Here is a 22,390-nt window from a genome sequence, read left to right on the forward strand (position 1 = left end):
AAAAATAGTTTTTTTTAACTAACCTCTTGTCCGTTTTTAACTTTTTTCTCTGGCTCTACAAAAGCTAATTTTCCATCTGGAGTGTCTGTCATTAAAATCATTCCTTGGCTTTCTACACCTTTAATTTTTCTTGGAGCCAAATTTACCAATACAGAAACCTGTTGACCAATGATATTTTCAGGTAAAAAACTCTCTGCAATTCCTGAAACGATTGTTCTGGTATCGATACCAACATCTACCTTTAGTTTTAAAAGTTTTTTTGTTTTAGGCACTTTTTCTGCTTCTAAAATAGTTCCTATTCGAATATCTAATTTTGTAAAATCTTCAAAATCGATGGTTTCTTTTTGTGGAACAATCGTTTTTTTCTCTTGTTCGTTTGCTTTTTTTGTTGCAATTAACTTTTGAAGCTGTTCTTCGATGGTTTTGTCTTCGATTTTAGAAAATAATAATGATGCTTTGTTAATTTGATGACCATCTGAAATTAAAATATCCTTTTTAGAAATATCTTCCCAAGAAAGAGGTTCTTCCATTTTTGTCGGAATGAGATTAAGGATAGATTTTAATTTATTGGAAGTAAAAGGTAAAAATGGTTCAGATAAAACTGCCAAAGCTGTTGAGATTTGCAACGCAACATACATAATGGTTTGTACGCGTTCTTTATCTACTTTTATTACTTTCCAAGGCTCTTCGTCTGCCAAATACTTGTTGCCAAGTCTTGCCAAGTTCATTAATTCTTGCGATGCTTCTCTAAAACGATATCTTTCAATAGATTTTCCAATAATGTTTGGGTACTCTTTTACAGCCGCCAAAACATCTTCGTCGGTTTCTAAAAAATCGTTCGGAGCAGGAATAATTCCTTGGTAGTATTTATTGGTTAACACCACAACTCTGTTGATAAAATTACCGAAAATGGCAACCAATTCGTTGTTATTTTTTGCTTGAAAATCTTTCCAAGTAAAATCGTTGTCTTTACTTTCTGGTGCGTTTGCAGTTAATGTATAGCGCAACACATCTTGCTGGTTTGGAAATTCTTCTAAATATTCGTGCAACCAAACTGCCCAGTTTTTAGAGGTCGATAATTTGTTTCCTTCTAAATTTAAAAATTCGTTGGCAGGCACATTGTCAGGCAAAATATAATCTCCATGCGCTTTTAACATCGATGGAAAAATAATACAGTGAAAAACAATGTTGTCTTTTCCGATAAAATGCACCAATTTGGTATCGCTTTTTTTCCAATAATCTTCCCAATTTTTTCCTTCTCTTGCAGCCCATTCTTTGGTAGATGAAATGTAACCAATTGGCGCATCAAACCACACATACAATACTTTTCCTTGGCCACCTTCTACAGGAACTGGAATACCCCAATCTAAATCTCTGGTTACAGCTCTTGGTCTTAAACCATCTTCTACCCAAGATTTTACTTGCCCATAAACATTTGGTTTCCAGTCTTTTTTATGCCCTTTTAAAATCCATTCACGTAAAAAACCTTCGTGTTTGTCTAAAGGTAAAAACCAATGTTTGGTTTCTTTTACTGTGGGTATATTTCCAGTAATTGCCGATTTTGGGTTGATTAAATCAGTCGCATTATGCGAAGTTCCACAGTTTTCGCACTGGTCGCCATAACTTTCTTCGAAACCACATTTTGGGCAAGTTCCTACCACAAAACGATCTGCTAAAAACTGATTCGCTTCTGCATCGTACAACTGTTCTGTAACTTCTTCTATAAATTCGCCTTTGTTATATAAATCAATAAAAAATTCGGAAGCAGTTTCGTGATGAATTTTCGAAGAAGTTCTCGAATAATTATCGAAAGAAATGCCAAAATCTGCAAAAGATTTTTGGATGATATTATGATATTTATTAATAATATCTTGTGGAGAAACGCCTTCTTTTTTTGCTCTCATTGGAATGGCAACTCCATGTTCGTCTGAACCACAAATATAAGCAACATCTTTACCTGTTAAACGTAAATAACGTGCATAAATATCTGCAGGAACATAAACACCTGCCAAATGCCCAATATGAATAGGCCCATTTGTGTAAGGTAAAGCTGCTGTAATTGTATATCTTTTTGGAGCACTCATCATTAGAAAATTTAGTTGTGCAAAAGTAAAGATATTTTAGTTGATTTTGTTGATGAAAGTCTTCAATTAATCTTCAAAAATTTCGCCAACAGTAAAAGATAAATCAGAAAAAATAGAACTTGTAGCGATTTCTTCTGCAATTAATGGTTTTAAACCGATATAAATACCCTCTTTTAAAACATATCTATGGATGGTTTTGTACACATAATCTACAATCCAATACGCTCTTACTCCATTTTCTTCGTACAATTCGTACTTGTTTTTCATCTCTCTATTGGAGTTACTTGGAGATAAAATTTCAATAATTAAATCTGGTGCACCAATACAGCCCTTATCATCTAGTTTATTCTTATCACAAATAACACACAAATCTGGTTGAAAAACCGTAATAATATCTTCGTCTTTCGTAGAGTTTTTTCTTTTATCAACCAAACGAACATCAAAAGGAGCGATGTAAACTTCGCAGTCTGTTTTATGAAAAAAATTGACAAAAATTCTACTTAATTCTCTTGAGGTAAATTGATGATTTCTTGCAGAAGTAGGAGACATTTTAAAAACTTTACCTTTTATAATCTCTATTCTTTCTTTAAATCGCCATTGTAAATAATCTGCATATGTATATACTTTTCCGTAATCTAAAACTGATTCTTCAACAGTATTTTCCATATCGTTTAATTTGTTACAAACTACAAATTATTGATTTATCTACAAAATAAAGATTGTTTTAGTATTTTTGATCGATTTTAAACTTTAAAATGAAAAATATCACTTTTTTACTCTTTCTGATGATTTTTTCATCTGTAAACGCACAAGAAAATTTAGATTATTTAAACACTAAGAACAATCCAATAATTTATATGGGAATGAATTTAGGTTTTACAAGTGGTGAATTAGGGGAATTTAATGCCAGTTTCGATTTAAACTATCAACATAAAAACAATCTTTTTACATTTAAATACAGTACAATTTTAGATGTTGAAAATATTAGGTCTTTATATTTTGTTCCGATTCCAAATTTAAAATTAGAAACAAAAGAATATTCTTTATTGTATGGAAAAAGATATATTAAAGATAAATTTTCGTATCATTTTTCTGGTGGAATTTCTTATAGTAGTACAAATGATAAAAATCTAAATGAAACGTTTAATTATATTGGTTTTCCTTTAGAAATAGGTGTTAATTGGTTTAAGCCTAAAAAGAAAAAGTTTAGCGTTTTATTTGGTTTAATTCCTGTTGGAAAACCTACAGGTTTTGGACGCTCCTTTGGTGTAAAATTATACGCAAATATTGCCAAAAAATCTTATGTAGGATTGGGCTTGAATTTTAGCTTAGGCTGGCATAAAAAATATTAAATATGAAAAGTAACATATTATTAATACTATTTTTAACACTATACTCATCAATAAAAGCACAAGAAAAATTAATAACTCCACCTTACTTAAAAGCAGGAAATACCATTGCCATTGTAGCACCTGCAGGAATTTTAAAAAACCGACAAGCAACCATTGCAAAAGCTAAGAAATTAGTAGAAACTTGGGGGTTAAAAGTAGTTTTAGGAGAGAACTTATTCAACCAAAATAATCATTTTGCTGGTACAGATATAGAGCGTTGTGAAGATTTTCAACAAGCTTTAGACAACCCGAATATTAAGGCAATTTGGGCAGCAAGAGGGGGTTATGGTTCTGTAAGAATTTTAGATATGTTAGACTTTACGAAGTTTAAAAAACATCCGAAATGGATCGTTGGTTATTCAGATATTACTGCGTTTCACAATCATATAAATAATTTAGGTGTAGAAACCATTCATGCAATGATGGCAACCAGTTTAGAAGAAGAACCAACAGAAATTATAGAAACTATTGCAAGTTTTAAGAAAGCACTTTTTGGAGAAGAAATTGCCTATAAAATAGCATCATTAAAATACAATCGTGTTTTTTCTAAAGAAATAGAAGGCGAAATTATTGGCGGAAATATTGCCATTTTAGCATCGATGTTGGGTTCTAAAAGTCAAATTAATACAGAAAATAAAATTTTATTTATTGAAGAAATTGGCGAATATAAATATTCCGTTGATAGAATGCTACAAAGCTTAAAACGTGCTGGATATTTTAATAAAGTAAATGCTGTTATTGTTGGAAATATGACCTCTATAAAAAAGAATTCTACCAAATGGGGAAGTTCAATTGAACAATTAATTTTAGAGGCTGTTCCAGAAAATATTCCTGTTTTATTCGATTTTCCTGCAGGTCATGAAGCAGATAATAGAGCTTTAATTTTTGGAAGAAACGTTAAGATTGTCGTTGGCAGTAAGCAATATTTAGTTACGTTTACTGATTAATTTTTTTTTATTTTAAAAATTAATTGCCGCGAATTTACAAATTAGACCTTCCTGCAAGGTCTTTTTTTTTGACCTTGTAGGTATTTATGAAAAAAGTTATTATTTATCATAAAAAATATACCTACAAGGTTTTTGAAACCTTGCAGGAAAAAAATATGTAGAAAGTAAATAATAATCTGTAAATTAACACTTTGGTAATTCAAAGCACAAATTTTAAACCCACAAAATTTTTGACTGAATACTACCAACTGAAGATTGAAGACTAAAAAAATGGCAGATCATAACGAACTTGGTAAAAAAGGAGAAAAACTCGCCATCGATTTTTTAATTAAAAACGATTATAAAATTCTTGAAAAAAACTATCGTTATTTAAAAGCGGAAGTAGATATTATTGCTCAAAAAGGTGCTTTTTTAATAGGTGTTGAGGTAAAAACCAGAAGCTCAGATTATTTTGGAGATCCACAAGATTTTATTACACCTAAAAAAATAAAATTATTAGTTTCTGCCATCGATTATTATGTAGTTCAAAAAGATTTAGATGTAGAAGTTCGGTTTGATATTATTGCGATTTTAATCAACAAAAAAGTCTCGAAATTAGAGCATATAGAAGATGCTTTTCTGTATTTTTAAAACATCCAAAACAACATTTCTTAAATTGTTAAATTCCGTTTTTTTACTACCAACATCAAAATAAGAAAAACAACCTTATTTTTTGTAAAATTTTCGATCACATCTATTGTAGAAATAGCAGTAAAAAATAAGCGAAATTTTTTAAGCATTATTCTTTAGTAAAAAATGCCTTTAGATCTTCTAATGTTTCTGGTTTTGCAATAATTTTTTTGTTTTTATCTAAAATAAAATAGGTAGGTGTAGCCATAATATTATAGGTTCTCGCAATTTTATTTTCCCATTTATTCAACCCTAAAATATGGTGCCAATTTGGTAATGTGGCTTTCATGTTTTTCCAACCAAAATCGTTTTTTTCTAAAGAAAAAGCAACCACTTTTACACCTGTTTTGTCTTGCAAAAATTTATGCAATAATGGAATTTCTTTTAAACAATGAGAACAGCCTGTACTCCAAAAAACCAACACATATTTTTCGGCATCGTTTAAGGTAGAAAGTTTTAAATCTTTACCATTTTCTTTCCAAGAAAAATCGGGAGCAATTCTACCCACCTCAGTAGCAAAAAGTGCTTTTTTCTCTTTTAAATAATCTTTATTTTGTAAGCCTTCTGGAAGTTTTTCGTAATAGTTTTCAAAAAGAAAATCAATCAATTCTAAATTTTTAGTATTTTCGAATTGCGCTACTAAAAATTCAATTACATCTTTTTTAAATGGCAAATTTTCTATTTTAGAAAGTACCGTTTTTACAGACTCTTTATACAGTTTTTGTTGCACATCTTTATTTTCGGAATAATTAATATAGAAAACATAATCTGTAATTCTATCTACTAAAAAAGAAGAGTTTATAAGAGTTTTGTCCTTAAAATCCATATGGTCGAAAAAAGTACTGGTTATATTCGACATATAATCTTTCGCAGTTGTTTTTATTTCTGAAGGATTTGCCCTTAATGTAGCCTTAATAAAAGGCTGTACATACATTCCGTTTGTGTTTTTTAAATACGTATTCTGAATTACATTTACCTGATTAAAAGCAGCTTTATAGTTTGCATTTAAATCTAAATTAGGGTTTTTAATGGCAGTAATTTGAAGTGAATCTAACTTCTGCTGCGCTTTAGAAATTTCGTTCAGATAATTTTTATAGATAATATTTTCGTTAGATTTAGAAAAAGTAACCGATTGTTCTGGATAATCTGGATGAAATGTAAAACTTACATCTTCGTTATTATAAATAAAATCTACAAAATTGGGGCTATTTGTTCTATAGGTAATTCTGTAAAAACCCGCCTTCGAAGTTTGTGGTATTTGAAATTGAAAAGTACCAATTATTTGATTTTTACCATCAATTATAATCGTATCTTTTTTAATGGTAGAATTTTGTACAAATTGTTGCCTTGCCCCTTTAATCTTGTATAAAATTACCCAATCTGTTTCCAAAGCATTTGTCATTGTTCCGCTAACAGTGTGTTGAGCTTGTGTTATAGAAGAAACTAAAAATATAAATACGAGTAATTTTTTCATTTTTTTATGTTGATTTTTTTTTGTTCTTGTAAACCACTTTTCAAGAAGCATACCAAAAGTACTATTTCTCAATCAAAAAGGGTATATTGTGGCATAAAAATATGATAAATGAGTTTTTCTAACAAAGTAATTTGGATTACTGGAGCATCTTCTGGAATTGGAAAAGCATTGGCAATTGCGCTTGCGAATAAAAATGCCAAATTAATTCTTTCTTCAAGAAAAAAAGAAGCACTAGAATTGGTTAAAAACGAATGCAAAAAAAGTAAGAATATTAAAATTATTACACTCGATTTAGAAGATTATAATAATTTACAATCTAAAGCAGAAGATGCGATTGCTAGTTTTGGAAAAATAGATATTTTAATAAATAATGGAGGTATCAGCCAACGTTCGTTAGTAGCAAACACACAAATTTCTGTCGATAAACGCATTATAAACATCAATTATTTAGGCACAGTTGCACTTACGAAAGCTGTTTTGCCTCATTTTATAAAAAACAACAATGGCCAATTTGTAGTAACTACTAGTATTGTTGGTAAAATTGGTACTCCTTTGCGCTCTAGTTACGCAGCAAGTAAGCATGCATTGCATGGTTTTTTCGATTGCTTACGAGCAGAAAATCATCACAATAATATTACAGTTACCTTAGTGTGTCCTGGGTTTATAAACACAAATGTTTCTAAAAATGCCTTAACAGGAAATGGCACTCCGCAAGGCAAAATGGATGCTGCTACTAAAAAAGGAATGTCGCCAGAACGTTTCGCAAAATTGATGGTTAACGCAATCGAAAAGAAAAAAGAAGAAGTGTATATCGCAGGCGCAAAAGAGAAATTGGGTGTTTATGTAAAAAGATTTTTTCCAAAACTATTTTCTATTTTAGTTAGAAAAATAAGCGTAACTTAAAAAGAATATTACTCGAAATAGTTTAAAGAGTCGAAATAGTTAATTATAGCCTCTTTCATTAAAACGGTTTGTTCTCCAGGTTTTAAATTAGGTAATTCTGTAAGTATTTTGTAATGTGGCCAGCCTTCATCATCAAAAAAATCAAACTCATAATAACCATATGGCTCTAATAATTTACAAATGGCAATGTGCATTAGATTTACTTTTTCGTCTTTTTTAAAGGTTCTATACCCTTGCCCAAGTTCTTGTACTCCTATTAAATAAATAATACCGTCTATATTTAACTCATCTCCATCTGCAAATTGATGGGTTAATTTTTCGATTAAGAAATTCCATTTTTCTTTAAGATTACTTATTTTTGGCATATTGCTTCAATTTTTCTGTAAAGATACAACCGACATTTTTAAAATTTAAAAAAAAGATGTAGGTTTGGGTAAATTTTTTTAATGAATATTTTTGATATTATTATAGCTGCACTATTACTCTTTGGGTTTGTTAGAGGAATAATGAAAGGGCTTTTTGTAGAAATTGCCTCTTTGGTAGCTTTAGTAGCTGGGGTTTATGGAGCGATACATTTTTCGTATTTTATTGGAGATTCTTTAAAAGAATCCGTATCTTGGGAACAAGAATACATTTCTTTAGTTTCCTTTGCAGCAACCTTTGTTATAATTATAATAATTATTGCTTTATTAGGTAAAATGCTAACAAAATTAGCAGATTTTGCTTCTTTGGGCATTATAAATAAAGTATTAGGAGGGGTTTTTGGTGCTCTAAAAATTGGGTTGATTTTAAGTGTCGTATTTATATTTTTTGGAAAAATGAACAACACAATCCCTTTTATTGAAAAGGAAACCATTAAAAAATCTATCTTATTTGAGCCTGTAAAAAAAATAGCTCCAACTATTTTCCCTTCAATTATAAAAGAAGAAATAGAAGAAAAAGAGGAAAAATCCTATAAAAATACAATCATATAATCTATGGCAATTTTTTATATTGCCCCAAATAAATAATTAATGAAAAACATTTTTCCCTTATTAGCTATTCTCAGCTCTTTTATTTTTATCTCTTTTACTACAGAAAATGATTGTACAATACTAAAAAACAATACATTTTCTTATAAAACTCAAGGTGAAAATGTTGTTGTTATTTTTAAGGGAAATAAGCATATAGAATACCATAATAAAAGAAAAAATTTTATAAAATCGGATATCGAATGGATAAGCGATTGTGAGTATTATTTAATTATTCGAGAAAATACTTTACCCAATTTTCCTTTTAAAATGGGCACAAAAATGCATATAAAAATAAATAAAGTAAGAGGCAAAAAAGTTTATTATACCTCTACTTTAGGAGGTAGGTCTTGGGATGGAAGGTTAACAAAAATAAAACAAGCGAAATACGAATAAAAGAAGCTGTCTCGAAAGTATTAAAACTTATCATTTAGACGGTAATGGAGAAATCTTATTTATTGAATTTCAGAAATTTAGATTTTTCGATAACTTCGTTAGCTACTTTCAATCAAAATATATTTTGATTTTAGCAATGCTTAAAATGACTGTTAAATTTACTTTCGAGACAGCTTCTTTGTTTTTTTACAACTTAAAAGGTTTCTTTACAAAATAGTAACCTCGCCTGTTTGCAAAGAATACACGCCACCTACTATTTTAATGTCTCCATTATCTTCCATTTCTTGAAGAATTGAACTTTTTTCGCGGATTCTATCTATCGTTAACAATACATTATTTTCTACAGTTTTTGCAACAAATTCTTTATTTGTAGAGTTTGCTTCTCCATCTACTTCTTCCGAAGATTTTTTAACTGCAGGTACAATATTGTTTAACATCGCTGTTATATTGCCTAATTCTACGCCATCGCAAGCTGCTTTAACAGCACCACAACTTTCGTGCCCTAATACTAAAATTAGTTTACTTCCTGCAACTGCACAAGAATATTCTAAGCTCCCTAAAATATCGGTGTTTTCGAAGTTTCCAGCAACTCTTGCAACAAAAATATCGCCAATCGTTTGGTCGAAAACTTGCTCTACAGGTACTCTAGAGTCGATACAAGATAAAACAACGGCTTTTGGGTATTGCCCACCAACAGTGCCTTTAACTAAAGCGTTATAATCTACACTTTCTAAAGAATTGTTTATAAATCTTTTATTTCCTTGTAAAAGGTTTGCTAAGACATCATTTGGGTTTAAGTTGTCTTGTGCGTTTTTATTTAATGCTAATGTTCTCATAATTTTTAATTTTTAAAATTCGTCTTTTACATTTTCTTTTACCCATTTTACACAAGTATCGAAATTTTTGAAAACGTGCTCTTTGGGTATAAAATCTGGAATGATATCAATTCGTTCCATCATATATCTTGGTTGTTTTAATAAATTTACAAACAAGACTTCTATATTCTTTTTCTTTAAATCTTGCAACATATCTTCCATAGCATACAAACCAGATTGGTCCATATATTGCATTCTTCCTAAGCGCATAATTACTATTCTTGCAGTTGGCGGAATTTGCTGTGAAAGCGCTTGAAATTCGCTTGTAGAACCAAAAAATAAAGGTCCTTTTATGTGTTTTATAAAAACTTCTTCTCTTAAATTCTGAGGAAAATCGAACTCGTCTGCCCAAGATTCTTCCTTTAAAGATTTTACGTCAGATCTTTCTGCTGTTAAATCTCCAATTTTTTTCATAAACATTAAAGAGGCAATTACCAACCCTATTCCAACTGCATATACCAAGTTCCAAAAAGTAGATAGTATTAAAACAACCATCATAATTAAAACTTCTGAGCTTAATTTAATGGGGCCAATTTTAATATCTTTTGGCAAATATGGTATGGCTTTTAAGCCTTTATAATCCATTACTCCTATACCAACTGTAATTAATATTCCTGCTAAAACTGCTGCTGGAATTTTAGATGCAACTGGCCCTAAACCTAACATAATTACCAATAGCATAATACCAGCAATCATTCCAGAGAGTTTGGTTTTTCCGCCAGCATTAATATTTACAACGGTTCTAATGGTTGCTCCTGCACCAGGAATTCCACCAAATATTGCAGCAATACTGTTTCCAATTCCTTGCCCTACCAATTCTTTATTGGGTTGGTGTTTGGTTTTGGTCATATTATCTGCAACAACACTTGTTAAAAGTGAGTCTATGGCGCCTAAAAGAGATAATGTTAGGGCTGTAAAAATATAAGGGGTAAGACTTGCTAAAGAAAAATTAGAAAAAATTTCCCATTTAATTTCTGGAATTCCACTTGGTATTTCTTGTATGGTTCTATAGTCTAAATCGAAACCAACTGCAATTCCAGAAACTACAATTAAAGCAACGAGTGTGCTCGGAATTTTTGTGGTAATTCGTTTAAAGCCATAGATAATAAAAATGGTTCCTAAAGCGAGTAATAGCTCCAATAAATTAATATGCTGTATGGCTCGCGGAAACACTTTTATAGCTCCCAAAGCTCCAGAAGCTTCTTTTGCCGCTAAAGTTTGAGATTCTTTTAAAATATCTGCAGATGTAATTTTTTTTGCTCTTCTTATTGTTTCTTCGAAGTTTTCTAAAACTAAAATATTTTCGCCAGCTTCTTCTTTTAGAATATTTTCTAAAATTACTTCTTCTGCTTGTGGTTTAAATTGAGATACGAACGCTGTATCTTCTTTGGGATAGTATCCTAAAGATGGTAATACTTGGGTTAGTAAAATAATAACACCAATGGCAGTCATAAAACCAGAAACTACTGGATATGGAATATATCTAATATACTTACCCAAACCAATAACTCCTAAAATAATTTGAAACAGCCCTGCCAATAAGAAAACTGTTAAAATTGCTGGTAGTGCTTTAGAAACATCACCATCGTTAGCTGCAATTATACCAGCAATAACAACCATACTTACAGCTGTCATTGGGGCAGTTGGCCCAGAAATTTGAGTGTTGGTTCCTCCAAAAAGAGCGGCGAAAAAACTAATAAATATAGCTCCGTATAAACCTGCACTTGGTCCTAACCCAGAGGAAACACCAAATGCTAAAGCTAATGGCAATGCTACAATTCCGGCAGTTATTCCACCGAAAGCATCTCCTTTAATATTTGAAAATAAGTTTTTCATTACTCTTTTTTAAATGGTAAATAGTAAGTTAATCATTCTATTCTAATCTACAAGCTTTTATATTAATGGTGTAACCTGTAATTGAGCTGCTAATTATTTAACTTAACATTAAAGAGCAGTTTATGCTGCGAACCCAATTTGCTACTTTAGAGTTTGTGTTTTTTTCTCTATTTAAAAACAAAAGGTTAATGTTATTTTTAGTTAGGTAGCTGCTCATATTTTTAATGGCATTGTCTCCATCTTCAAATACATATTTAATGGTATCTTTAGGAATTAAAACTTTTTCTTCAGCAGATTTTACATCTATTTGAAAAGATTTTAGAGGCTTTTTAGAATAAGATACTAAGGTTTCCATAAATTTATTTGAAGATAAATTTACATTATTTAGCAAACCGATAGAAATTTCTTCGTTTACTTCTAATAAATTTTCTTCTGAAACAATTAAAATAGTTCCTGAAAATTCTTTTAAAAGAAAATCGATAATATTATCTCCTAAAAAAGAGAATACTTTCGGTTTTCTTTTTCCTAAAAGAACAATATCTGGCTTTGTTTCTTTTAATTGGTTGGAAATTTCGTCTTTTAAATTTCCAAATGAAATTTTGTGGCTTATTTTAATGTTATTTTTTATAGAAACATCGTCTATCATTTTTTTAATTTGATTGTCTGTTTCTATAAACTTTTTATTAATAGACCTCATTGCAGAAAGCTGGCTTTCTTTTGCGACAACATCTGTAGGTTTTTTTACACAAAAAAAATCGATTTCTGCGTCGATTACTTTTGCTAAATCTACTCCTTTTTTTAGAATTTCTTTTGTCGATTTATCGACATCAGAAAGTACTAAAATTTTACATTTATTATTCATAATTGTTTGTTTTAAGCAGATTTTTTAGGTCTTAAATTAAAAAACTCGATATAACTAGGAGGGTTCTTTACAATGCCTCTTTCAGAAATTAATTGAATATCTATATTTCTTTCTTTTGCCTTAATTGCAAAGTCTTCTAAGATTTCGATAATATCGTTATCTAAATATCTTGTTTTTCGAACATCTAATTCTAAAAATGTATCTTTTGGTAAACTGTCTAATTCTTTTAAGATGGCTCCTTTGTTAAAGAAGGTTACCTCTTCTGCCAATGTCATTTTAATTTTATGTTTTCCATTACTTTTATCTTCGATATGTAAAAAGTGCGAATTTTGGAAACTCTTAATTAAAATTACTACAATACCAACAGCTAAACCTAAACCTATACCCACTAATAAATCGGTAAAAACAATACCAATAACTGTTACAAAAAACGGTACCCATTGTTTCCACCCTAATTGAATCATTTCTTTAAATAATGATGGTTTTGCTAGTTTATAACCCACAATTAGTAAAATTGCAGCCAAAACAGATAAAGGAATTTTATTTAATAAAGTCGGAATTAAGATTACAGAAATTAGTAATAAAAAACCATGAATAATTGCAGATAATTTGGTTCTACCACCAGATTGTATATTTGCAGAACTTCTTACAATTACTTGTGTAATAGGCAAACCACCAATAAAACCAGAAATTACGTTTCCTGTTCCTTGTGCTAATAATTCTCTATTTGTTGGAGTAACATTTTTATGTGGGTCTAACTTATCTGTAGCTTCTACGCATAATAAAGTTTCTAAACTTGCTACCAAAGCAATGGTAAATGCTGTTACCCAAATTTCTGGGTTTGTAATGGCACTAAAATTAGGAAAACTAAATTGCCCTAAAAAAGAATCGAAACTATCGGGTACTGGAACACTTACTAAATGTTCTGAATTAATACCGTATTTAGAGTTTTCGGTAGTCATAAAATAATATACAATACCTGCAACAACAGCAACTAATGGCCCTTGAATTATCTGAAAAATTTTTCCTTTTTTAGAAAGTACATTGCTCCAAAGTAATAAAATACCCAAACCAATAAAACCAATAATGGTAGATCCTAAAGTAATATTATCTGTAATATTTAAAATGGCAGAAAATGTATTTTCTCCTGAAGCTTCGATAAAACTGTCTGCACCTTCTGGTTCTGAATCGTAACCAAAAAAGTGTGGAATTTGTTTTAAAATAATAATAATTCCAATACCTGTTAACATTCCTTTAATTACAGAAGATGGAAAATAATAACCAATAATTCCTGCTTTTAATAAACCGAAAATAACCTGAATAATTCCTCCTAAAACGACAGCAACTAAAAAGTTTTCGTAACCACCTAATGCACCAATTGCGGTTAAAACAATTGCAGCCAAACCTGCTGCTGGACCACTTACGCCAATTTTAGAGCCACTTAAGCTTCCAACGACAATACCTCCAACAATTCCTGCAATTAATCCAGAAAAAAGAGGTGCACCACTTGCTAATGCAATACCTAAACATAAAGGCAATGCTACGAAAAATACCACAATACTAGCTGGTAAATCGCTTTTAATGTGTTTAAACATATGTAAATAATTTTTACTCTGAGCTAAAAATGCCTAGAGTTGGTTTTAATAAATAAAGATTGATTTTTTTTTGTTGAACGAATGCGAAATTATAACACAAACTTGGGTGGAGGTGTGGTAACCTTAGAGTATTTAGAAATGTAATTTTTAGAATAAAAACGAATGTTTTTATTCACTTGAAAATCGCCTGCCAAAATCGTATTTAAAAAGCTAGAAGAATGAACTTTTAGTTTAGAATCTACCTTAGATTCTTCCTTTCCATTGTTTTCTTCTTCTTCTTCATTAAAATTATAAAAATAAGAGACATCTTGCGACGCATCCATTAAACTAATAATGGTTGGCGTTACAATAAGACTAACGAATATTATAGAAAAGAAAATTGCGATTCTTACTTTCAAAAATTAAATATTTTAATAAAAACGCAAACATAAGAAAGGTTTTTTAATTTTTTGTTAATTTATAATTAAAAATCGTTCAACATTTTTATTTCGCTTGAGATTATCCAACCTAACTTACCATCTGCTAGTTTAATTTTTTTCCAATTATCTACAGCATCTAAAACATATACCTTCGTACCTTCATGTAAGGTAAAAACTTCTTCCGAATTTAAAGTTGGCGCATTTCTAACTTCTGTTTTTTCTGCAAAAATAATTGCTTCTTTAATATTTTTAGCCTGTTTGTATTGGTTGTAAGTAATAAAAATCGTAGCAATTAAGAGTATAAAACTAATAATACTTGTTGTAAAATAAATTCTTTTTTTACTTGGAGTGTGCGCAAAATAAAACAGTAAAAACAATAAAGAGGCTACAAAAGAAAGCACCACCACAATTATAGCCCATTGGTTGTAAGATAATTTTTGAAGGTAATTTGCATTAAATTTCTGTAAAACCGTTTTTGGAACTTCTTCGATATTATCTAAAGCCAAACGTTTTGCAAAAATTAAATTGTTTTTTACATCTTCGTTTAAGGGGTCTATTTTTAATGCTTTTTCGTAATAGAAAATAGTAGGCCCAACTTTATTTAATTTGTAATAAGCGTTTCCTAAATTGTAATATAGTTCTGATGAAATTACGTTTTTAGATTCAATTTTTTTATATTTTTTTATAGCCTCTTCAAATTGTCCGTTTTTGTAGTTTTCATTTGCAGTAACAAACAAACTATCTACATTCTGGGCATTTGCAGAACTGGCAATTATCAACAATAAAAATAGTATTTTTTTCATTTTTATAATTGTTTATCTAATTGAACAATCACTTGTTTTGCACGCTCGAACTCTTCTTTCATTTGAGTGGCAGTAAATGGTGTATAACGTGCAAAATCCGAGCTTTTTAAAACTTCTATAAATTGCTGTATGGTGTTTGCATCTACCTTTTTATTTTCTAAAATTTCAGTAATTCTTTCTTTGCTAATTTCAGAAGTTTCTATGCCTAATTTTGCTTTTAAATAATTATGAAGCGCACGTTCTAAAGCTTCGTAAAAAGCCTCTTTTTTACCCAATTGCTTTTGTGCTTCAGACAAGTATTTTTTGGCTAATTTGTTTGCTTTTCTTAGCTTATTACCAACGACATCGTTATTTCTTGCTTCGTTTCTTTTTCCTATAAAAATTCCGATTGGAATTGCAATTAATGGCAATAAAAGTAAGATGTAGAACAAATTCGACTTAAAAAAATCTACTTTTTTTGCAGCTTCGAAAGTAGTTCTTGTGGCAATATATCTAAAGTTTTTACCTGTTGTAACCACTTCTTTTTTATTTACAGAAGAGGTATCTATAGTAACCAATTCTTTTCCTTCTTGTACATCTACAAATAAATCTTCGGTAGCAATTGTTTTGTATTTTTTTTCTTTTGGATTAAAGTAAGAGAAAGAAACACTTGGTATTTTGTATTTTCCTTTATATTGCGGAACCACTGTGTAAGTATCTGCTACAGAACCAGAAATTCCATTAGAATGCACGTTTACTTTTTCTTTTCTTTCTGGTTGATAAATTTCTAGTTCGGCAGGAGTTTCTATGGTTGGTAATTCAAATAACTTTAAATTTCCTTTTCCGGAAACGGCTACTTTAATTTCTGAAGTTTCGTTGGCTTTTAAAATGTCTTTACTTAAAGAAACATCAAAATCGAATTCTCCAACAGCGCCATTAAAATTTTCTGGTTTGCCTTCTAAAGGAAGACTTTTAGGGTAAATTAATTTTTTTTCTGACGTAAACTCTTTACGAACATTACTGGTAATTGCATTGCCAAAGAAATCGGCTCTTCCTGTAGGAACACCAATAATAATGTCCATTTTCATGGGTTCGATTTCTAATTTTCCAGATTTTGTAGGAATTAATAATGCTTTCTGTAATACAATATATCTATAATCTTCGCCATTGTATTTTCCCATTTTTACAGGGTATCCATTTATTTTAATATCCTGATTCCAAAACCCATTATATTTAGGTGCTTCTGTTACATTTGTATCGTAAACACTAACGTTTTCGCTTACATATAAACGGTATTCGACATAAATTCCTTCGCCTACATATGGGTTAGATTTAGAAATTTCGGCAACTAAATGAATATTTTGTTGTGCTACATAATTAGGGTCGTTTGGATCTTTAGGAATCTCTACCGGATCTAGAACAATAATTTTTAATGGATCCGATTTTATGGTTTTTCCGCCAATTTGCACGCTTGCAGCACCAATGGAAAGTTCTCCTTTTCTTGTTGGTTGAATGATGTAGGTATATGATTGAGAAAATGTTGTTTTTCCATTAATCCAAGATTGGCTTACAGATTGACTAGGACCACCTACTACTTTAAAATTAGCAAAGTTTGGAGGGGTAAAATTTTCTCCACCTTGTTTATTTATAGAAAAAACGATTCGCAAACGTTGGTTTAAACCCAATTTGTTTTTACTAACTTTTGCTTGTATAGTTGCATCTTGTGCTACCAAGCTTGTCGTTACAATAAAAAGTAGTATCGATATGTAAAATTTCAACTTCATCTTCTTTTTTACAGCTATAAATTTACCAATCTTTTTCTTGTTTTATTTTTTTACCCTTTGCTTTTTTAGCATTCATTTTCTTTTGGGTTTTTTTCTCCTCGTTATTTAAACTTTCTAATAACTGTTTTACTTGTTGAGGCGTCATTTGACCTGGTTTTGGCTTTGGCTTTTGCTGGTCTTTTTTATCGTCTTTTTTAGGGTCTTTGTTTTTATCTTTGTCTTTATCGCCTTTTCCGTCTTTATCTTTGTCTTCGTCTTTCTTGTTTTTATCTTCTCCGTCTTTTTTGTCTTTATTTTTATCTTTGTTTTTGTCGTCTTTATCTTTATTATCTTTCTTGTCTTTGTTTTTGTCGTTTTTATTTTGCTGATTTTGTTTGTCTAACATTTTTTGAGCGACTGCCAAATTGTAACGAGTTTCATCGTCATTAGGATTATTTCTTAATGCATTTTTATAAGCATCTACAGCACCTTGGTAGTTTTTTGCTTCCATATGTGCATTGCCAAGATTATGAAAAGCTTCTGCCTTGGTAAACTTGTCTGTTGCTGTTTTTGCCGTTAATTCGTATTGTGGAATTGCTTCTTTAAAGTTTTTGTTTTGATAAAAAGCGTTTCCTAAGTTGTAAGCTGCTTTATCGTAATTAGAATTGTTCCCTAAAGCTTTTTGGTATGCTACAGAAGCATCTGTAAATTGTTGTTTTTGGTACAATTCATTTCCTTGACGCAACATTTTTCTTGCCTTTCTTTGCAATGCAATCGTATCTTTTTGCGCTGCTATTTCTTTTGTTGAAAAGAGCAATAAAAAGATAATAAGTGTGTATTTTAATTTTTTCATCTTATTTTTTATTCTTTTCTTCGTTAAATAAATCTACTTTTCGTAACCATTTTGTTTTCTTATCAAATAAGAAAATATCTACAATTAAGAATAGCAAACCTAATGCCAAAAACCATTGAAACTGATCTTTATAATCTGAAAATTGTTTGGTTTCAAATTCATTTTTTTCTGCATTTGCAATAATTTCTGAAATTTCGTTTACTGGGTTTTCAGTAATATTTCCATCGATATATTTTCCGTCGGCAATTTCTGCAATTCCTTGTAAAACCTCTGGTTTGCGTTTGGTAATTACGGTTTCGCCTTTGTTGTTTTTTTTGTAGCCAATAATAGCGTTATTTACTCGAATAGGAATTGGACTACCTCTTTCTGTACCAACACCAATGGTATAAACTTTTACTCCTTCGTTTGTTAAGTTTTGTGCGACTTGTTTTGTTTCTTCTTGATGGTCTTCGCCATCTGAAATAATAACTAGAAAACGGTTTGTTTGCTCGTCGTTATTATAAAATGTTTTGGCTAATTCTAAGGCTTCGTTAATTGCTGTTCCTTGGCTAGAAACCATATCTGGATTCGCATTTTGTAAAAACATATTTGCAGCTCCATGATCTGTTGTTATGGGTAATAATGGATACGAATTGCCAGCATATACAATAATACCAACCCTATCTGAACCTAGTTTGTCTATTATTTTAGAGATAATTTGTTTCGATTTTTCTAAGCGATTTGGGGCAATATCTTCTGCCAACATACTTTTAGAAACATCTAATGCAAAAACAACATCTACACCTTCTCTTTTTACCGTTTTTAGTTTGGTACCCATTTTGGGGTTTACCAAAGAAACCACTAAAAAAGTAATTCCTAAAAGTAGCATCACTAATTTTAAAACCGATTTGAAAGTGGACGTATTAGGTGCCAGTTTTTGAAGTAAATTTGCATCAGAAAATTTACGTTGTGTTCTTTTTTTCCACCATAAAACCAATAGAAATAGTACAACTATTGCTGGAATAATTGCGAGTAGGTAAAAATAAATTGGTTCTTCTATACGATACATTGTGAATAGGTGTAACTGTGTAATTGTTTAATTGTTTAATTGAGATTTTCTTAAAGCATTCAACATATTTGATATTTTGTAAATACGCTGCCTTATGTCGTTATAAGTAGTCTCATCAATAAATTTTAATTTGTAACATAAAATAATATGATTTAAAACTTCCATTGTTGTACTAAAAGCAATTGTTGAAAAATGTGCCTTGTCTTTATTTGTAATTCTTGATGTTCCTTCTGCAATATTCGCAGAAATTGAATTTGTTGCTCTTTTTAATTGACTTGTAATTCCATATTTTTCATCAGCAGGAAAATTTATAGATATACTGTAAACTTCCATAGACAAATCAATAGCTTCTTGCCATACTTTTAATTTCTCAAATGAAAATACATACATATTTTTACAATTACACGATTAAACAATTCAACAATTACCCTCTCTTTTATATAAAACTCTTAAATAATGTGTTTCTCAACAAGAATTCTAATACTAATAAACCAAGAGCAAAAAAGACGAAAATTCTAAATTTTTCTTGATAATTATAGTATTTAAATTCTTCTATTTTTGTTTTTTCGAGCGTATCAATTTCATCATAAATTTCTTTTAAAGATGAATTGTCTGTGGCTCTAAAATATTTTCCTTCTGTTTCTGAAGCAATGTCTTTTAATAAAGCTTCGTCTATTTCTACTTGTTGTTTTCTAAAGTTTAATTTTCCTGTTCTTGGGTCTCTACTCCAAGGAAAATCGGCCATTCCATTGGTTCCAATTCCAATGGTATAAACTTTAATTTTTAATTCTTTTGCGAGTTCTGTTGCGGTTCTAGGGTCGATATTTCCAGAGTTATTTACCCCATCTGTTAGTAAAATAATTACTTTGCTTTTTGCTTTGCTTTCTTTTAATCTGTTAACACCAGAACCTAAACCCATTCCAATGGCTGTTCCGCCTTCTAATTGCCCCCATTTTAATTCGGAAATGGTTCTTTTTACAATGCTTTTATCGCTTGTAATTGGCGTTTGTGTAAAACTTTCACCTGCGTAAACAACAATTCCTATTCTATCATTGGGTCTTCTATCTACAAAATTAATCGCCACTTTTTTAAGAGCTTCTAACCTGTTTGGCTTTAAATCTCTTGCCAACATACTTGCAGAAACATCAATTGCCATTACAATATCGATTCCTCTATTTGTTTTTGTTTTTTTACTAACAGAAACATTTCTTGGTCTTGCCAGTGCCACAATTATTGCAGCTAAAGCCAATAACCTTAATATGTATAAAAGTGGTTTTAATTTAGATAAAATAGAAGACGTTACTTTAAACCCTTTTACACTTGGCATGGTTAAAACAGCCGCGTCTTTTTTGCGCATAAAATAATGCCAAACTGCGAGTAGTGGAACTAAAATTAGCAACCACAAAAATTCAGGATTATAAAACTCGAAATTATTCCAATTCATCTTCTTCTTTAATAATTGGTTTAGGTTTTAAGTTACTCACAATTTCTTGCGCATCTTTTCGGTTTTCTTCTATTTCTAAAGCCAAAGGTTTCGATTTTGCAAATTTTACCAAGTCTGCCTCTCTTAATAGACTTTTTAATTTATCTAAAGTGTCTTGCGAAGTTTGTATGGTATCTGCTTTTTTGAAATCTCTTAGCATTTCTAAAACTTCGTCTGTAGTGTTTTCTAACGCAGGTACATTTAACTCGCGTTCTATATAACCACGTACAATTTCTGTTAATTCGCTGTAATATTCTTTTACTTTATTGTTTTGCCACAATAATTTTTCGTCCAATTCATTTAACCTTAAAATGGCTTCTTCGTAAGGAGGCAATGTTCTATAAGTTGGTGCTTCTATTTCTTCTTTTCTTTTTCGAATTACAAACCAATAAATCCAAAAACCAATAATTGCCAAAGCCGCTAAAAGCATGTAAAGGTATATTTTAAAATCGTCGAAAGTGTACGGTTCTGTTTTTATTGATTTTATGGGAAATTTTTTCACTTTTGTAGTATCTATGGCAACTGTAGCCACGTTTACCAATAAAGAATCTGTAAAATAGGCTCTGTTTTTTACAAAGATTTGTTGTTGTGGTATGTAAAACGCACCACTATCGAAACCCGTTAAAATGTATTTTTTAATTAGTGAATTTTTAATTGTATCGACTTTTGTAGAATCTACAACTTCTAAACCTTTTAAGTGTAATTTTGGAATGATTACATTTTTGGTTTCATCTACAGAAATTTTTAACTGAAATTGCTCGCCAATTCTAATATTTGTAGTATCTATTTCTGCTTTTACCATTGTTTCTTGGGCGAAACTAGAAAAAAAGAATAGAGAAAAGAGGAAAAAGAAAAAGACTGTGCTATTTGACAAGGCAACATGCTCCCTTGCTTCTAAAAGAAGACATTTAGCCTTTGATTTTTCATCGCTCTTTTGAAAATTGATATTTCTATTAATTTTTTTCAACTTTAATATTATATTTTATTTAAACAGTTTTCAGTCTTATTTTTCGCAACAGTTTCTCTTCTCTTTGGAAAAGATAGGATGGACTTTTTTACCTTCCTTTGTGTTTAAAATAGCCTAACATTTTTTTTACGTAACTTTCATCTACTCTTGTGCTAATTGTACCAGCACCACTTCTTTTAAAAGTATTTATATAGTAATCTTGTAGGCGTAAAGCGTTTGCTTTGTAGCTTGTTCTTACAGATTTTGATGCGGTATTTATCAACTGAACGTCGCCTGTTTCTGCATCTAACATGGGCACCATTCCTAAATTCGGAATTTCTTGATCGCGTTTATCAAAGACACGAATTCCTGTTAAATCGTGTTTTTTAGCGGCAATTTTTATTGTTTTTTCGTAATCATCATCCATAAAATCCGATAGCATAAAAACAATGGCTCTTTTCTTTAAAACACTTGATAAAAATTTTAATGCAATTGCAATATTTGTTTTTTTACTCTTGGGTTTAAATTCTATTAATTCTCTAATAATTCTTAAAACATGGCTTTTTCCTTTTTTAGGAGGAATAAAGAGTTCTATATCATTAGAAAAAAGAATTAAACCAACTTTGTCGTTATTTTGTGTGGCAGAAAAAGCCAAGGTGGCAGCAATTTCTGTAATGGTGTCTTTTTTAAATTGTGTAGAGGTTCCAAAAGATTCTGAGCCAGAAATATCTACCATTAACATCATTGTAAGTTCGCGTTCTTCTTCGAAAACTTTTACGTAAGGTTCGCTGTAACGTGCTGTAACATTCCAATCGATGGTTCTTATGTCGTCGCCAAATTGGTATTGGCGTACTTCAGAAAAAGTCATACCACGTCCTTTGAAAGACGAATGGTATTCGCCTCCAAAAATATGATCAGACAAACGACGTGTCTTAATCTCTATTTTACGAACTTTTTTTAGTATTTCTTTAGTTTGCAACGTGTAACTGTTTAATTGTTTAAAAGTGTAATTGTTTTTTGCGTGTAATTGTTAACATTTAAACAATTACACGAT

The 22,390-nt window shown here is 30.4% G+C and carries 23 protein-coding genes; 6 read left to right on the top strand and 17 right to left on the bottom strand.

Annotated features, from left to right (window positions below):
• Positions 1 to 14: 14 nt before the first annotated feature.
• Entirely contained in the window at positions 15 to 2,084 is a 2,070-nt protein-coding gene (gene metG, locus JL193_RS08320; RefSeq protein ID WP_207973334.1) for a methionine--tRNA ligase, read from the bottom strand.
• A gap of 66 nt (positions 2,085 to 2,150) precedes the next feature.
• Positions 2,151 to 2,750 (bottom strand): Uma2 family endonuclease, encoded by a 600-nt coding sequence (locus JL193_RS08325; protein WP_207973335.1) that lies wholly within the window; start codon positions 2,748 to 2,750, stop codon positions 2,151 to 2,153.
• A gap of 89 nt (positions 2,751 to 2,839) precedes the next feature.
• Here JL193_RS08325 and JL193_RS08330 point away from each other — a divergent pair, with 89 nt between their 5' ends.
• The 3 genes from JL193_RS08330 (at position 2,840) to JL193_RS08340 (ending at position 5,052) form a co-directional block, all read left to right on the top strand.
• A complete protein-coding gene (locus JL193_RS08330) occupies positions 2,840 to 3,436 on the top strand; it encodes a hypothetical protein (RefSeq protein WP_207973336.1) in 597 nt (198 codons plus the stop codon).
• A gap of 2 nt (positions 3,437 to 3,438) precedes the next feature.
• Positions 3,439 to 4,422, top strand: coding sequence for a S66 peptidase family protein (locus tag JL193_RS08335; RefSeq protein ID WP_207973337.1), 984 nt, complete (start codon positions 3,439 to 3,441; stop codon positions 4,420 to 4,422).
• Positions 4,423 to 4,692: 270 nt separating this feature from the next.
• Entirely contained in the window at positions 4,693 to 5,052 is a 360-nt protein-coding gene (locus JL193_RS08340; protein WP_207973338.1) for a YraN family protein, read from the top strand.
• A 148-nt stretch (positions 5,053 to 5,200) separates the two neighbouring features.
• Here the strand turns inward: JL193_RS08340 and JL193_RS08345 are convergent, their stop codons facing one another.
• The gene (locus tag JL193_RS08345) at positions 5,201 to 6,565 is read right to left on the bottom strand and encodes a TlpA family protein disulfide reductase (protein WP_207970371.1); all 1,365 of its coding nucleotides are present in this window, start codon (positions 6,563 to 6,565) and stop codon (positions 5,201 to 5,203) included.
• A gap of 108 nt (positions 6,566 to 6,673) precedes the next feature.
• On the opposite strand from JL193_RS08345, the gene JL193_RS08350 reads away from it, so the two are divergent.
• Positions 6,674 to 7,468 carry an SDR family oxidoreductase gene (locus JL193_RS08350; RefSeq protein WP_207970372.1) on the top strand — a complete coding sequence of 265 codons (795 nt, stop codon included), beginning with the start codon at positions 6,674 to 6,676 and terminating at the stop codon, positions 7,466 to 7,468.
• An 8-nt stretch (positions 7,469 to 7,476) separates the two neighbouring features.
• On the opposite strand, the gene JL193_RS08355 is transcribed toward JL193_RS08350, so the two are convergent.
• The gene (locus JL193_RS08355) at positions 7,477 to 7,833 is read right to left on the bottom strand and encodes a hypothetical protein (RefSeq protein ID WP_207970373.1); all 357 of its coding nucleotides are present in this window, start codon (positions 7,831 to 7,833) and stop codon (positions 7,477 to 7,479) included.
• An 81-nt stretch (positions 7,834 to 7,914) separates the two neighbouring features.
• Between JL193_RS08355 and JL193_RS08360 the strand changes: the two genes are divergently transcribed.
• The gene (locus JL193_RS08360; protein ID WP_207970374.1) at positions 7,915 to 8,442 is read left to right on the top strand and encodes a CvpA family protein; all 528 of its coding nucleotides are present in this window, start codon (positions 7,915 to 7,917) and stop codon (positions 8,440 to 8,442) included.
• Between the two features lie 39 nt (positions 8,443 to 8,481).
• A complete protein-coding gene (locus JL193_RS08365) occupies positions 8,482 to 8,874 on the top strand; it encodes a hypothetical protein (protein ID WP_207970375.1) in 393 nt (130 codons plus the stop codon).
• A 206-nt stretch (positions 8,875 to 9,080) separates the two neighbouring features.
• Here the strand turns inward: JL193_RS08365 and JL193_RS08370 are convergent, their stop codons facing one another.
• The 13 genes from JL193_RS08370 to JL193_RS08430 all read right to left on the bottom strand — a co-directional run bounded on the left by JL193_RS08370 (position 9,081) and on the right by JL193_RS08430 (position 22,315).
• Positions 9,081 to 9,710, bottom strand: a complete 630-nt coding sequence (locus JL193_RS08370) for a carbonic anhydrase family protein (protein ID WP_207970376.1) — start codon at positions 9,708 to 9,710, stop codon at positions 9,081 to 9,083.
• A gap of 12 nt (positions 9,711 to 9,722) precedes the next feature.
• Positions 9,723 to 11,585 (bottom strand): SulP family inorganic anion transporter, encoded by a 1,863-nt coding sequence (locus JL193_RS08375; protein ID WP_207970377.1) that lies wholly within the window; start codon positions 11,583 to 11,585, stop codon positions 9,723 to 9,725.
• Between the two features lie 97 nt (positions 11,586 to 11,682).
• Positions 11,683 to 12,447: a universal stress protein gene (locus tag JL193_RS08380; protein WP_207970378.1), complete on the bottom strand. Its 765-nt coding sequence runs from the start codon at positions 12,445 to 12,447 to the stop codon at positions 11,683 to 11,685.
• 11 nt (positions 12,448 to 12,458) lie between these two features.
• Positions 12,459 to 14,042, bottom strand: a complete 1,584-nt coding sequence (locus JL193_RS08385) for a SulP family inorganic anion transporter (RefSeq protein WP_207970379.1) — start codon at positions 14,040 to 14,042, stop codon at positions 12,459 to 12,461.
• An 89-nt stretch (positions 14,043 to 14,131) separates the two neighbouring features.
• Positions 14,132 to 14,440 carry a hypothetical protein gene (locus tag JL193_RS08390; RefSeq protein ID WP_207970380.1) on the bottom strand — a complete coding sequence of 103 codons (309 nt, stop codon included), beginning with the start codon at positions 14,438 to 14,440 and terminating at the stop codon, positions 14,132 to 14,134.
• A 65-nt stretch (positions 14,441 to 14,505) separates the two neighbouring features.
• Positions 14,506 to 15,264 (bottom strand): SH3 domain-containing protein, encoded by a 759-nt coding sequence (locus tag JL193_RS08395; RefSeq protein WP_207970381.1) that lies wholly within the window; start codon positions 15,262 to 15,264, stop codon positions 14,506 to 14,508.
• Between the two features lie 2 nt (positions 15,265 to 15,266).
• The gene (locus JL193_RS08400) at positions 15,267 to 17,027 is read right to left on the bottom strand and encodes a BatD family protein (RefSeq protein ID WP_207970382.1); all 1,761 of its coding nucleotides are present in this window, start codon (positions 17,025 to 17,027) and stop codon (positions 15,267 to 15,269) included.
• 22 nt (positions 17,028 to 17,049) lie between these two features.
• Positions 17,050 to 17,859 (bottom strand): tetratricopeptide repeat protein, encoded by an 810-nt coding sequence (locus JL193_RS08405; RefSeq protein ID WP_207970383.1) that lies wholly within the window; start codon positions 17,857 to 17,859, stop codon positions 17,050 to 17,052.
• 1 nt (position 17,860) lies between these two features.
• Complete coding sequence (locus JL193_RS08410; protein ID WP_207970384.1) at positions 17,861 to 18,907, bottom strand: VWA domain-containing protein; 1,047 nt, start codon at positions 18,905 to 18,907, stop codon at positions 17,861 to 17,863.
• 27 nt (positions 18,908 to 18,934) lie between these two features.
• Positions 18,935 to 19,297 (bottom strand): four helix bundle protein, encoded by a 363-nt coding sequence (locus tag JL193_RS08415; protein ID WP_207970385.1) that lies wholly within the window; start codon positions 19,295 to 19,297, stop codon positions 18,935 to 18,937.
• Positions 19,298 to 19,343: 46 nt separating this feature from the next.
• Positions 19,344 to 20,351 (bottom strand): vWA domain-containing protein, encoded by a 1,008-nt coding sequence (locus JL193_RS08420; RefSeq protein WP_207970386.1) that lies wholly within the window; start codon positions 20,349 to 20,351, stop codon positions 19,344 to 19,346.
• Positions 20,338 to 21,192 carry a BatD family protein gene (locus tag JL193_RS08425; protein ID WP_243456709.1) on the bottom strand — a complete coding sequence of 285 codons (855 nt, stop codon included), beginning with the start codon at positions 21,190 to 21,192 and terminating at the stop codon, positions 20,338 to 20,340. The genes JL193_RS08420 and JL193_RS08425 overlap by 14 nt, the downstream gene beginning before the upstream one ends.
• A 253-nt stretch (positions 21,193 to 21,445) precedes the next feature.
• Complete coding sequence (locus tag JL193_RS08430; protein ID WP_207970387.1) at positions 21,446 to 22,315, bottom strand: DUF58 domain-containing protein; 870 nt, start codon at positions 22,313 to 22,315, stop codon at positions 21,446 to 21,448.
• Positions 22,316 to 22,390 lie beyond the last annotated feature (75 nt).

Source organism: Polaribacter batillariae, from assembly GCF_017498485.1.
Taxonomy (GTDB): Bacteria; Bacteroidota; Bacteroidia; order Flavobacteriales; family Flavobacteriaceae; genus Polaribacter; species Polaribacter batillariae.